Raw genomic sequence first — 13212 nt, 5'->3', positions numbered from 1 at the left:
TATGGAATATGCGCAGAACTAAAATTGTATGTACGATTGGACCGGCGTCAGAAAAACGTCTTCCAGAAATGATTGAAGCGGGTATGAACGTCGCTCGTTTGAACTTCTCACACGGTGACTATGAAGAACATGGTGCCCGTATTACGGACATCCGCCGTGCAGCAGAAGAAGCAAATAAATTAGTTACGATTCTTTTAGATACAAAAGGTCCTGAAATCCGTACGCATACATTTGAAGAAGGCAAAGCTCTTCTCGTACGCGGCAAACAAGTCATCGTCGTCAGTGGTGACGCGAACGAAATCGTCGGAACAGCAGACAAGTTCTCTGTCACGTACGATGGTTTATATGATGATGTCGAGGTCGGTTCGATGATCATGTTAGATGACGGATTAATCGGACTTCGTGTCGCAGAAAAACTCGAAAACCGTGAACTCCTTTGTGACATCGAAAACGAAGGAATCATCAAAACGAAAAAAGGCGTTAACTTACCAAACGTAAAAGTTAACTTACCTGCTTTGACAGACAAAGATATCGCAGACATCGAGTTCGGAATCAAAAGCGACATCGATTTGATTGCTGCTTCATTCGTTCGTCGCGCATCTGATGTCGTTGCGATTCGTCAATTGCTCGAAAAACACAATGCAAGTCATATCAAAATCTTCCCGAAAATTGAAAACCAAGAAGGTGTCGACAACATCGAAGAAATCATCGCGATTTCAGACGGTTTGATGGTCGCACGTGGTGATCTTGGAATCGAGATTCCGACGGAAGAAGTTACACCAACACAAAAAGATCTCATCAAAATTTGTAATGACTACGGTAAACCGGTCATCACAGCAACGCAAATGCTTGACTCGATGCAACGTTTCCCACGTCCGACACGTGCCGAAGCATCAGACGTCGCAAACGCGATTCTTGATGGAACAGATGCGATCATGCTTTCAGGTGAAACAGCAGCCGGGGACTACCCAATTGAGTCTGTTCAAATGATGCATACGATTGCGAAGCGCACAGAAAAAATGCTTGACTACAAAATGCTCTTGAAAGATCGTCAAACACGCAGTGAGCACACTGTGACGGATGCAATCGCTCAAGCAGTTACGCATACAGCGATCAACCTGGACGCTAAAGCAATCTTGACACCGACTCAGTCTGGTTACACAGCTGCCCGGATTTCAAAATACCGTCCAGAGCCAAACATCGTTGCCGTTACACCGAGCGCGCGTGTTGCACGTCAACTCAATATCGTTTGGGGTGTTTACCCGATCGTTGTCGATCATTTGTCAGACAACACGGATGACATGTTGACACTTGCTGCTGATACAGCAAAAGAAGCAGGATTCGTTACAGACGGTGACCTCGTCGTCATCTCTGCAGGTATCCCGGCTCTTACGGCAGGTACGACAAACATGTTGAAAATCCATATCGTCGGTAAAGAGATCACAAACGGTCGCGGAATCGGTGAACGTGGTGTCGTTGGCGAAGTCGTCATCGCTCATACAGCTGAAGAAGCAAACGCAAAAGCAAAACCAGGTATGATTCTGATCACGAACTCAACGGATCGCGATATGATGCCTGCAATCGAGATGGCTGCAGCAATGGTCACAGTAGACGGCGGATTGACAAGCCATGCTGGAATCGTTGGTCCTTCACTCGGTAAACCGGTTATCGTCGGTGTTGAAAATGCCATGACAATCTTCACGGATGGTCAACGTATTTCAATCGATCCTTTAACAGGTAAATTGTACAACGCATAATCAATGAAACGGATGTGGCGAAAGCCATGTCCGTTTTTTCAAATCGGGGGTTTGAACATGGAAGCCTATCTTTTTTTGATTGGTCTCGTGTTGATTGGTGTCATCGCTCAAAATAAATCGTTGATCATTGCGGCTGCATTTTTACTCATCATCAAAGCAATCGGGCTCGACGGTCGCCTGTTCCCGTCGTTACAGGCGAAAGGCATCACATGGGGGGTCACGTTGATCACGGCGGCGATTTTAGTACCGATTGCAACGGGAGACATCGGATTTAGAGAACTACTGAACAGTATCCGGGGACATATCGGGATCATTTCATTTTTAGCAGGGATTTTTGTAGCCATCATTGCAGCCCACGGCGTTGGTCTGATGAAGGAAGATCCACTCGTCACGACAGCACTGCTTGCCGGAACGATTCTTGCAGTCGGACTGTTCCGCGGTGTACCGGTTGGTCCTTTGATCGGAGCAGGAATTGCAGCTCTTGTCATCGGAATGTGGGATATCATCGTTAAAACAATCAGTGGTTAAATTATGTAACAATAGTGAACTGAATTAATTTTTTGATAATAGTATGCAAGTTCGTTCACTTTTTGGTTAATTTTGTTTATACTAAGAACAGAAACAAGATGGTCTATTCAAGAGCAAACGGTTCAGAGTGGGGAACGACTCTTGCGTAGACGTCTTTTTTTCAATACGGAAATGAAAGCGTTTTAAATTTCTGGGGGAAAAAAAGGGGGATTTTTGTATGACACAAACAAAAGGTTTAGAAGGAATCGTCGCGACAGCATCGAAGATCAGTTCGATCATTGATGGTCAGTTGACGTATGGTGGGTATACAATTGATGATTTGGCGGAGCACGCCTCATTTGAAGAAGTGGTCTTTTTACTTTGGAATGACCGCTTACCAAAAGAAGACGAACTGAAGCAACTGTCAGAAGCTTTGATTGCTGAAGCAACGGTCGCACCAGCAGTTCTCGAGACATTAAAAGTGGCGCCGAAAACCGCCAACGCGATGTCAGCCATTCGCACGGCTTTATCACAACTCGCATTATATGATGAATCGGCTGAAGATATGTCGACAGAGGCGAATTACGCTAAAGCCATCAAACTCCAGGCACAGATTGCGACACTCGTAACAGCGTATGCACGAATCAAAAAAGGTCAAGAGCCGGTTGCACCGAAAGCAGGTCTTTCTTATGCGGCAAACTTCCTCTACATGCTGACAGGCGAAGAGCCGACAGAAGTAGCAGAAAAAGCCTTTAACCAAGCACTCGTCTTGCATGCCGATCACGAACTGAACGCTTCAACATTTACAGCACGTGTCTGTGTTGCAACCCTGTCAGATGTCTATTCAGGCGTCACAGCTGCCATGGGTGCTTTGAAAGGTCCGCTTCACGGTGGAGCGAACGAAGCGGTCATGAACATGTTGCTTGAAATTGATTCAGTTGAAAAGGTTGACGAGTATGTTCATAATAAACTTAAGAACAAGGAAAAAATCATGGGCTTTGGTCACCGTGTCTACAAAGACGGCGACCCGCGTGCGAAGCACCTCCAGGAGATGAGCCGTCAATTGACAGCTCAAATCGGAGAACCGAAATGGTACGAGATGTCAGTCAAGATTGACCAAATCGTCCAATCGGAAAAAGGATTGAAACCGAACGTCGATTTCTATTCCGCTTCCACATACCATGCACTTGGACTTGATACGGAATTGTTTACGCCAATCTTTGCCGTCAGTCGTATGTCAGGTTGGTTAGCGCACATTTTAGAGCAGTATAGTGACAACCGCCTCATTCGTCCACGCGCCGATTATATTGGTGAAACACACCGGACATACGTGTCCATGAACGAACGTTAAAAAAGACGGAGAGGAGAAATCCTCTCCTGCTTTTTGATGACATCAATCATATTCAAGGGGGATTTTACAAATGGCTACAATTCAAGGCGAAAACATCACGGTAACAAACGGCACACTTAACGTACCAAACGCTCCAATCATTCCGTTCATCATCGGTGATGGCACTGGACCTGATATTTGGAATGCTGCAGTTCGTGTCTTTGATGCTGCTGTCGAAAAAGCATACAACGGTGAAAAAAAGATTGAATGGAAAGAAGTGTACGCTGGAGAAAAAGCATTCAACAAAACAGGCAACTGGCTTCCAGAAGAAACACTTGACCTGATCCGCGAACACATCATCGCGATCAAAGGACCACTCACGACACCAGTCGGCGGCGGAATCCGTTCGTTAAACGTTGCGCTTCGTCAAGAACTTGATTTATATACATGTCTTCGCCCGGTCCGTTACTTCACAGGTGTTCCTTCACCGGTTAAACGCCCAGAAGATACAGACATGGTCATCTTCCGCGAAAACACAGAAGATATCTACGCTGGGATCGAATATGCGTCAGGCAGCGAAGAAGCACAAAAATTACTTAACTTCCTGCAAACAGAGATGGGTGTCAACAAAATCCGTTTCCCTGAAACGTCTGGTCTCGGGATCAAACCAATCTCAAAAGAAGGAACAGAACGTCTTGTCCGTGCAGCGATTGAATATGCACTCGAAAACAAACGTGCTTCATTGACGCTCGTTCACAAAGGGAACATCATGAAGTTCACAGAAGGTGCATTCAAAAACTGGGGTTATGAACTCGCAGAACGTGAATATGCAGAACACGTCTTCACATGGAACCAGTATGACCGCATCAAGGATGAAGAAGGCGCTGATGCAGCGAACAAAGCACAATCTGAAGCAGAAGCAGCGGGCAAGTTGATCGTCAAAGATTCGATTGCTGATATCTTCTTACAACAAATCTTGACGCGTCCAAAAGAATTCGATGTCGTTGCAACGATGAACTTGAATGGTGATTACATTTCTGATGCGCTTGCAGCACAAGTCGGCGGAATCGGGATTGCACCTGGTGCTAACATCAACTACATGACAGGTCACGCGATCTTCGAGGCGACTCACGGTACAGCACCGAAATATGCGGGACTTGATAAGGTAAATCCATCTTCTGTCATTCTTTCAGGAGAAATGATGTTCCGTCACCTTGGATGGAATGAAGTTGCAGACTTGATCATTCAATCAATGGAAAAATCAATTGAAAATAAAGTCGTCACATATGACTTCGCACGTCTCATGGATGGTGCGACAGAAGTGAAATGTTCTGAATTCGCAGATGAACTCATCAAGAATATGTAATCTTGAATAGGGGGACGGGGCAATGAATCGACGAAAAAAGATTTCGGTCATCGGGAGCGGATTCACAGGGGCAACAACAGCACTGTACCTCGCTCAAAAAGAGTTAGGGGATATCGTGCTCGTTGATATGCCGCAACAGGAAAGCGCGACCAAAGGAAAAGCACTTGATATGCAGGAAACAGCACCGATTCAAGGTTTTGATGCCTGGATCAACGGGACATCTGATTATCAAGACATTCAAGATTCTGACATCGTCGTCATTACGGCGGGGATTGCCAGAAAACCGGGGATGAGTCGTGAAGATCTTGTCAGCACGAATGCAAACGTCATGAAAGCCGTCACGAAAGAAATCGTGACCCATGCACCGGAATCGATCATCATCGTGTTGACGAACCCTGTCGATGCGATGACGTATACCGTCTTTCAAGCATCCGGTTTTCCGAAAGAACGCGTCATCGGTCAGTCCGGTGTGCTCGATACGGCGCGTTTCCGGACGTTCGTCGCAATGGAACTCAATGTCTCCGTTAAGGATATCTCCGGATTCGTGCTCGGTGGGCATGGCGACGATATGGTACCGTTGTTACGTTATTCCTACGCGGGCGGAATTCCGCTGGAGAAACTGCTGACACCGGAACGATTAGCTGCCATCGTCGAACGGACACGCAAAGGCGGCGGTGAAATCGTTCAGTTACTCGGGAACGGTTCGGCCTATTACGCACCGGCAGCTGCCATCGTCGAGATGGTGGAAGCAATTCTAAAAGATCAGCGGCGAATTTTGCCGGCGATTGCCTATCTCGAAGGAGAATACGGGTATGAGGACTTGTATCTCGGTGTTCCGACCATTCTTGGTGGGAACGGCGTGGAACGGGTACTGGAGTTGGACTTGACGTCAGAAGAAAAGCAAGGGCTGGATCGATCCGTTTCAACGGTCCGTTCTGTGTTGGAAATGCTCTGACTTCAATTTTAGTAAACAAGGCATCCAATCAAAAGATTGGGTGTCTTTTTGTATTGGATTAAAAAATCCTCTTTTTGTAAGAAACATGTAACATGAATGCCTGTTTTTTAGGGTAAACCTTTACAGTATACCTGTTTTTTAAAACTTTAAAGGGGGAAATTTCATGCGCGCCGTTACGTATCAAGGTACAAAAAATGTCGAAGTGAAAGATGTTCAGGATCCGTCGATTGAGAAGAACGATGATATCATCGTCAAAATTACGTCAACTGCCATCTGTGGGTCAGATTTGCACATCTATCAAGGAAATATGCCGGCAAAAAAAGATTATGTCATTGGACATGAGCCGATGGGAATCGTTGAAGAAGTTGGTCCGGATGTAACGAAGGTCAAGCGCGGAGACCGAGTTGTCCTGCCGTTCAACGTCGCGTGTGGACATTGTTTCTTTTGTGAACATGATATGGAGAGTCAATGCGACAATTCGAACGGGAATCCGCACGTCGATACAGGCGGATACTTCGGATTTACGGAAGAATTCGGAGGACATCCGGGCGGTCAGGCAGAGTACTTAAAAGTCCCGTTTGGAAACTTCATGCCACTCGTTGTTCCGGAGTCTTGTGAACTGGAAGACGAAGCCTTACTGTTCCTGTCCGATGTCATTCCGACAGCTTACTGGAGTGTTTTGAATGCCGGCGTTAAAAAAGGGGATACGGTCGTCATTCTCGGATCGGGGCCGGTCGGATTGATGACACAGAAATTTGCCTGGATGCAAGGAGCAAAACGGGTCATTGCCGTTGATCAGCAAGTATACCGGTTAAATCATGCCAAGATGACGAACCGCGTCGAAACGGTCAATTTGCAGGATCACAAAGAGACCGGTCAATATCTGAAGGAACTGACTCAGGGCGGCGCAGATGTCGTCATTGATTGTGTCGGACTGGACGGTAAGATGTCGGCTGTTGAAAAAGTGGAACAAAAAATCGGTTTGCAAGGTGGAACGTTGAGTGCCATCAATATCGCGAAAGATGCTGTTCGGAAATTTGGAACGGTCCAATTGACAGGTGTCTATGCCAAAAAATACAATCAATTCCCGCTCGGAGATTTCTTTACGCGGAACATCACGCTAAAGATGGGACAGGCTCCGGTCGTTCATCTGATGCCCGAATTGTTCCAAAAAATCATCAATCAGGAGTTTGATCCAACCGATATCATTACGCACAAAATTGATTTGGAACAGGCAGCCCATGCCTACCAAACGTTTAACGATCATGAGGACGGGTGCATTAAAGTCATCTTAAAACCATAACGCAACCAGCATAAAGACCGCTTCTGACATCCGAAGCGGTCTTTTGTGTGAAAAATTATATCTGATGTACCGTGTGGGCGTCATGATTAAAAGAACAAGACGGGCCAAAGGAAACCTACGGCAAGACCAAGCAGAAGACCCACGAAGACCTGAAACTCGGTGTGTCCGACCAGTTCATTGAGCAGAGGTGTCTTGTGCCGGATTCCTTTGAAATAATCATTTAACAGCTTAGCCTGTAACCCGACGGCTTGGCGAACGCCGGTCGCATCGTACATGATGATGACAGCGAAAATGGCGGCAAGTGCGAACAGGGAAGAACTAAAGCCTTCTTGAAAACCAATCACGACAGCCAGTGCGACGACAGTCGAACTATGTGAACTCGGCATGCCGCCTGAAGCAAACATGATTTCAAGGTCAAATTTTTTTGTTTTGATTAAACCGGTGACGAGTTTGGCGGCTTGTGCGATAAACCAGGCCGTAATTGCTGCAAACAACGGGTGATTCCATTCCATATTCATTCCTCCACATAATCACGATATGTAACTGTTTCCCCAATTCCGTCATTTCAACACGGGAAACTACTGGAAGAAAGTGTCCGACCTTAAAGATTATGTAAAGAAAGACCAGAAAGATTTGTGGTTTAGTAGCGAAAGTCGTTAAGATGAAGACAGAAGAAGCGGATTCCACGGAATTCCTCATTCAAAGATGAAATGTGCTGAGGAGGCTAACTGTCTTGAAAGATAAAATAATCGTTGTTGATGATGAACTCTCGATTGCCACACTTTTAAAATTTAATTTAGAGCAAGCCGGTTTTGTTGTTGAAACGGCCCATGATGGAATGACAGGGTTGAAGTTAGCGGAGAAACAAGATGCAGCGTTAATTGTCCTGGATCTCATGTTACCGGAACTGGATGGACTGGAAGTCTGCAAGCGACTACGCCAACAAAAAATCAATACCCCGATTTTAATGCTGACGGCAAAAGATGATGAGTTTGACAAAGTGCTCGGACTGGAACTCGGAGCAGATGATTATTTGACGAAGCCGTTCAGTCCGCGTGAAGTCGTCGCCCGTGTTAAAGCCATCCTGCGCCGAATGAACCAGCAGAATGTCGCGGAAGAAGTGACGGATGGAACGATCCTGATTGGAGACGTCAAAATCGTACCGGATAACTACGAAGCATTCAAGGCGGAAGAGCGACTCGAATTGACACCAAAGGAATTTGAGCTGTTAGTATATCTCGCAAAAAACAAAGGACGTGTTTTGACGCGGGACCAATTGTTGTCCGCCATCTGGAATTATGACTTCGTTGGGGATACGCGAATCGTTGATGTGCACATCAGTCATGTTCGAGAAAAAATTGAACCGAATACGAAAAAGCCGATCTACATTAAAACGATTCGCGGATTAGGCTACAAAATGGAGGAGCCGAAAGCGGAATGAGTAAATACCGCAAACGATTCATTCTGAAAATGTTGTCTTTCATCAGCCTGGTCTTAATCGCACTGGGCTTTTTGCTTGGACAATCATTTAAAGATTTTTATATCAATAATGAAAAAGAAAAATTAGTGGATGAAACTTCACTTGTGGAGTCCATTTTACGGGAGCGGACAGTGCCGGATATGGCAGCCTACGTCGATAAGATGTATGCTGAATCGAATTTCGACATGATTTTATTTAACGGTCGCGGGGAAATCATTGCCGGAACCCCGGTCGATGTCACGAAGCTAAACGTTAGGGCCATTAATTTTTCTGCCATCCCAAACGATGGCACATTCGAATCGAAAGTCGATGAAACGAGTCTTCAATATACGAAACCCGTCCTGACGGCTGACGGTGGAGAAGTCTACATCAGTTTCATCCGCTATACAAAAGATTTGAACATGATTTATTCGCGGATTTGGACCGTCATCATCTTATCTCTTCTGACTTCGCTTTGTATTATTTTCTTCGCTGTCTACAGTTCGACAAAACGTTTTTTACGACCGATTGCGGAAGCGACAGAAGTCTTATACGAGTTGTCACACGGGAACTATAAATCACGTGTCTACGAATTGACGGCACCGGATGAATCGAGAGATCTCGGGAAATCCATTAATCTGTTGGCCCGGAACCTAGAGAATGCGTCTTCCGGCGAAGCGATGCAACGGGCGCGACTTGAGTCACTGATTGAATACATGGGTGCCGGCTTGATGTTGATTGATGAAAAAGGCTATGTCTTGCTTGTCAATCGAACGTACCGGGAAATGTTCAATATCTATGGTCAATCAAATGGACAATTGTATTACCGGGTCTTACCAAATGAAAAGATGAGTCAAGTGATTGAAGATGTCTACTTGACGGAAAAACCAAACCGGAAACAATCAAGTGTCCGGTTTGGTTTAAACAGTCGGACCTTTATGGTCAGTGCAGCACCGATTTTCGGGAAAAATGGACGTGTCCAAGGGACGACGGTCGTTTTTAACGATATTACAGAAATCAAAAAGCTCGAACAGATGCGTAAAGACTTCGTTGCAAACGTCAGTCATGAGCTGAAGACACCGTTGACTTCCATCAAAGGATTTGCGGAGACACTGCTCGATGGAGCACAAGACGTACCGGAAATCAGGGAGCAGTTCCTGAACATCATCCACGATGAATCAGAGCGGATGCAGACGCTGGTCGAAGATTTACTTGAACTGTCGCGTCTCGAACAGGACAATTATCAGCTGGAGACGACGATTGTCGACGTTACGAGTTTACTCCGTGAAACTGAAACACTGTTACAACGAAAAGCAACGGAAAAGCAGATGACGATTCATCTCGAGACAGAAGAAGAAGTATTTATCCGGGCGGATTTAAATCGTTTAAAGCAAGTCGTCGTCAATCTTGTCGCGAATGCCTTGAACTATACGCCGAACGGCGGTAATGTCTGGGTCAGTCTAGAGGACGGGGAAGAAGCCGTCATGCTCCGAATCAAGGATGATGGAATCGGGATTCATCCAAAAGAGATGCAACGGATTTTTGAACGGTTTTACCGCGTGGATAAGGCGCGGAGTCGAAATTCGGGCGGGACCGGTCTTGGTCTGGCAATTGTGAAACATATCATTGATCTTCATCATGGGACAATCGAGGTTGAATCCGAGGAAAATGTCGGGACGACCTTTACGATACGTTTACCAAAAAAGGGATGAGGGTTCATACTTCCTTTACAGAATAATCGTATGCTTAAAGTACCTTCTTCATCATCTGTGCCTCGACTGGTTCAGCTCCCATGTCGGGACACGCAGTGGCGACTGGCTATTTAGCCGGTCGTCTTTTTTTGTCTGCTTTTTTAGCGAACAAATGTGTGTAGAGTGATACAATAAGAACAGAAAATCTTCCAAAGGGGCGTAGATGATGGAAAACAAACTTTTATTGATTGATGGAAATTCACTGACGTATCGAGCTTTTTTTGCGTTACCACCGATGACGGATGCGCAAGGACGCAATACGAATGCAGCTTACGGTTTTACGATGATGTTGTTGAAATTACTTGAAGAGGAACAACCGACACACATGCTCGTCGCATTTGATGCATCAAGCGAAACGTTCCGGCATGACGTGTACCAAGAATATAAAGGCAGTCGTGAAAAGACGCCTTCAGAGCTCCGGGAACAGTTTCCGATTGTCCGGGACATCTGTGAAGCGTTAGGCATTCAAATGATGGAACTTCACCGCTACGAAGCGGATGACTTGATTGGGACATTGGCACAAACGATGCCGGCTGATCGCATCCGAATCGTGACGGGAGATAAGGATTTACTTCAACTCGTGACGGATCAGGTCGAAGTGTTGATTACGAAGCGTGGTATCACAGACGTTCTGTGTATGACAGAAGAATTATTTGCTGAAACTTACGGCGGATTAAAGCCGATTCAGATGATTGATCTGAAAGGTTTGATGGGCGATAAATCCGATAATATTCCAGGAGTTCCGGGAATCGGTGAAAAAACAGCCGTCAAATTGATTTCTGCTTATGGATCAGTCGAAGGTCTGTACGAACATGTCGAAGACTTAAAAGGGAAACAAAAAGAAAAAGTCATCGCGAATGAAGAATTGGCACGGTTGTCAAAAGAACTCGCGACAATCAAGCTGGACGTTCCGCTTGATGTCACACTCGATGACTTACAGATCAGTGACGTCGATACACAAGTACCGTATTCATTGTTCCAATCACTTGGCTTTAAATCCTTAACGAACCGGTTTGCTCCCGTCGTTGAAGAAGCGGATAAAGAACAGTTAAACGTCCAAACGATTACTTCTTTCCCGACAGATGTTACAGATGCTGTGTTGGTCGTTGAACAACTGCGTGAAGATTACATGGAAGAAGAGATCATTGGATTTGGTATCGCGACACCGAATCAAATTTATGTCGCGTCCTTGGAACTTGTCCATGATCCGGCCTTCCGTAATTGGATTGAATCAGAACATCAAAAAATTTGCCTCGATGCGAAGCAGGTCGCGTTCGCTTTACGTAAACACGGGCTGAAATTAACGGCATTCGATGACTTGTTGCTCGCCGGTTATTTATTAAACTTGAGCGGAGGAACGACCCTGGCGTCGATTGCCGGACATTATATGCTGATGGCACCGAACGAAGAGTCTGTCTTAGGAAAAGGCGCAAAACGTCTTGCTCCGGCAGACGAGGTGTTGCATCCTTACTTGGCGGAAAAAGCCCGCATGATTGAACTGTTATTCCCGAAAGTCAAAGAAGAACTGAAGGCAAACCAACAGTTTGAGTTATATGAGACACTGGAACGTCCATTATCCGGCGTATTGGCTGAAATGGAATGGACCGGAATTCGCGTCGACGTGGCAACACTTCAGGAGATGCAAACCGATTTGGGAGGACGTCTACACGATTTGGAACAATTGATTTACGGGGAAGTCGGGGAAGAGTTCAATATCAATTCGCCGAAACAGCTCGGCGTCATCCTGTTCGAAAAACTTGAATTACCTGCCTTCAAGAAAACGAAGACCGGTTATTCAACAGCGGCCGACGTACTAGAAAAACTTCGTCCGCTGCATCCGGTCATCGACCACATCATGTTGTACCGCGAATTGCAAAAACTGCAATCGACGTATGTCGAAGGCTTACAGAAGGTCATCAAGGAAGACGGAAAAATTCATACCCGATTTGCTCAAACGATTGCTCAGACAGGACGTCTCAGCTCCGTTAATCCGAACTTACAAAACATTCCGGTCCGGATCGAAGAAGGACGAAAAATCCGAAAAGCGTTTGTGCCGAGTGAATCAGGCTGGTCCTTGTACGCCGCCGACTATTCCCAAATCGAATTGCGGGTCATGGCTCATATGTCGGAAGACAAAACACTTGTCCAAGCGTTCTTGGATGATGCCGATATTCACACGCAGACAGCGAGCAGTGTCTTTGGTGTCGCACCGAATGACGTCACAGGCAATATGCGTCGTCAGGCGAAAGCCGTCAACTTTGGAATCATTTACGGAATCAGTGATTACGGTTTGTCGCAGAACTTGAATATTTCACGTAAAGAGGCGCAAGACTTCATCGACCGTTATTTCGAATTGTTCCCGCAAATCAAGTTGTTCATGGATGCAGCGATTGAGAAAGCACGGATGAACGGTTTTGTCGAAACGCTGATGAATCGCCGCCGGAATATTCCTGACATCAATTCGAAAAACTTTAATTTGCGCGGTTTTGCGGAACGGACGGCGATTAACACGCCGATCCAAGGTTCAGCAGCCGATATCATCAAAAAAGCCATGCTCGATGTCCATGCCGCCCTGGAAGCATCTCCGTTGCAGGCTCGTCTGTTACTGCAAGTGCACGATGAATTGATTTTTGAAGCGCCGGATGAAGAGCTGGATGCGCTCAAGACGCTAGTCAAACAAGCGATGGAACAGACGGTTCACTTGTCTGTACCATTACGTGTTGATGGTGATGCCGGTCATTCATGGTACGAAACCAAATAAGAAGTGGTCAGAGGAGGAAGTAA

At 45.9% G+C, this 13212-nt stretch carries 10 protein-coding genes; 9 read left to right on the top strand and 1 reads right to left on the bottom strand.

Features of this window, described 5'->3' with window-relative positions; all coding sequences use genetic code 11:
- The first annotated feature begins 8 nt into the window (after positions 1-8).
- The 6 genes from pyk (at position 9) to ACP26N_RS11870 (ending at position 7218) form a co-directional block, all read left to right on the top strand.
- The gene (gene pyk / locus ACP26N_RS11895) at positions 9-1757 is read left to right on the top strand and encodes a pyruvate kinase (RefSeq protein WP_131502794.1); all 1749 of its coding nucleotides are present in this window, start codon (positions 9-11) and stop codon (positions 1755-1757) included.
- 51 nt (positions 1758-1808) lie between these two features.
- Positions 1809-2285 (top strand): DUF441 domain-containing protein, encoded by a 477-nt coding sequence (locus ACP26N_RS11890; protein WP_165871641.1) that lies wholly within the window; start codon positions 1809-1811, stop codon positions 2283-2285.
- 217 nt (positions 2286-2502) lie between these two features.
- Positions 2503-3615, top strand: a complete 1113-nt coding sequence (gene citZ / locus ACP26N_RS11885; RefSeq protein ID WP_131502792.1) for a citrate synthase — start codon at positions 2503-2505, stop codon at positions 3613-3615.
- A 70-nt stretch (positions 3616-3685) separates the two neighbouring features.
- Positions 3686-4960: an NADP-dependent isocitrate dehydrogenase gene (gene icd / locus ACP26N_RS11880; protein WP_026827743.1), complete on the top strand. Its 1275-nt coding sequence runs from the start codon at positions 3686-3688 to the stop codon at positions 4958-4960.
- Between the two features lie 22 nt (positions 4961-4982).
- Positions 4983-5915, top strand: coding sequence for a malate dehydrogenase (gene mdh / locus ACP26N_RS11875; RefSeq protein WP_426353904.1), 933 nt, complete (start codon positions 4983-4985; stop codon positions 5913-5915).
- A gap of 163 nt (positions 5916-6078) precedes the next feature.
- Positions 6079-7218 (top strand): zinc-dependent alcohol dehydrogenase, encoded by a 1140-nt coding sequence (locus ACP26N_RS11870; protein ID WP_131502790.1) that lies wholly within the window; start codon positions 6079-6081, stop codon positions 7216-7218.
- An 86-nt stretch (positions 7219-7304) separates the two neighbouring features.
- On the opposite strand, the gene ACP26N_RS11865 is transcribed toward ACP26N_RS11870, so the two are convergent.
- Positions 7305-7736 carry a divergent PAP2 family protein gene (locus ACP26N_RS11865; protein ID WP_369835016.1) on the bottom strand — a complete coding sequence of 144 codons (432 nt, stop codon included), beginning with the start codon at positions 7734-7736 and terminating at the stop codon, positions 7305-7307.
- Between the two features lie 215 nt (positions 7737-7951).
- Between ACP26N_RS11865 and ACP26N_RS11860 the strand changes: the two genes are divergently transcribed.
- The 3 genes from ACP26N_RS11860 (at position 7952) to polA (ending at position 13189) form a co-directional block, all read left to right on the top strand.
- Positions 7952-8659: a response regulator transcription factor gene (locus ACP26N_RS11860; RefSeq protein ID WP_131502789.1), complete on the top strand. Its 708-nt coding sequence runs from the start codon at positions 7952-7954 to the stop codon at positions 8657-8659.
- Positions 8656-10389 (top strand): two-component system histidine kinase PnpS, encoded by a 1734-nt coding sequence (pnpS, locus tag ACP26N_RS11855; protein WP_131502788.1) that lies wholly within the window; start codon positions 8656-8658, stop codon positions 10387-10389. Before ACP26N_RS11860 ends, pnpS begins: the two co-directional genes overlap by 4 nt.
- Positions 10390-10591: 202 nt before the next feature.
- On the top strand, positions 10592-13189 hold the full coding sequence (gene polA, locus ACP26N_RS11850) for a DNA polymerase I (protein WP_426353901.1): 2598 nt from the start codon (positions 10592-10594) through the stop codon (positions 13187-13189).
- The last annotated feature ends 23 nt before the right edge of the window (positions 13190-13212 follow it).

The sequence above is a fragment of the Exiguobacterium sp. R-39 genome (assembly GCF_049942815.1).
Classification (GTDB): domain Bacteria; phylum Bacillota; class Bacilli; order Exiguobacteriales; family Exiguobacteriaceae; genus Exiguobacterium_A.
The sequence above is the reverse complement of the archived record's forward strand: the minus strand, read 5'-3'. Positions and strand labels throughout refer to the sequence as shown.

What these genes read in the sequence shown, in the direction of transcription:
- ACP26N_RS11865 (WP_369835016.1), bottom strand. Translation starts at nt 7,736, where the DNA reads ATGAATATGGAATGGAATCACCCGTTGTTTGCAGCAATTACGGCCTGG.
- icd (WP_026827743.1), top strand. Translation starts at nt 3,686, where the DNA reads ATGGCTACAATTCAAGGCGAAAACATCACGGTAACAAACGGCACACTT.
- pnpS (WP_131502788.1), top strand. Translation starts at nt 8,656, where the DNA reads ATGAGTAAATACCGCAAACGATTCATTCTGAAAATGTTGTCTTTCATC.
- mdh (WP_426353904.1), top strand. Translation starts at nt 4,983, where the DNA reads ATGAATCGACGAAAAAAGATTTCGGTCATCGGGAGCGGATTCACAGGG.
- ACP26N_RS11870 (WP_131502790.1), top strand. Translation starts at nt 6,079, where the DNA reads ATGCGCGCCGTTACGTATCAAGGTACAAAAAATGTCGAAGTGAAAGAT.
- polA (WP_426353901.1), top strand. Translation starts at nt 10,592, where the DNA reads ATGATGGAAAACAAACTTTTATTGATTGATGGAAATTCACTGACGTAT.
- citZ (WP_131502792.1), top strand. Translation starts at nt 2,503, where the DNA reads ATGACACAAACAAAAGGTTTAGAAGGAATCGTCGCGACAGCATCGAAG.
- pyk (WP_131502794.1), top strand. Translation starts at nt 9, where the DNA reads ATGCGCAGAACTAAAATTGTATGTACGATTGGACCGGCGTCAGAAAAA.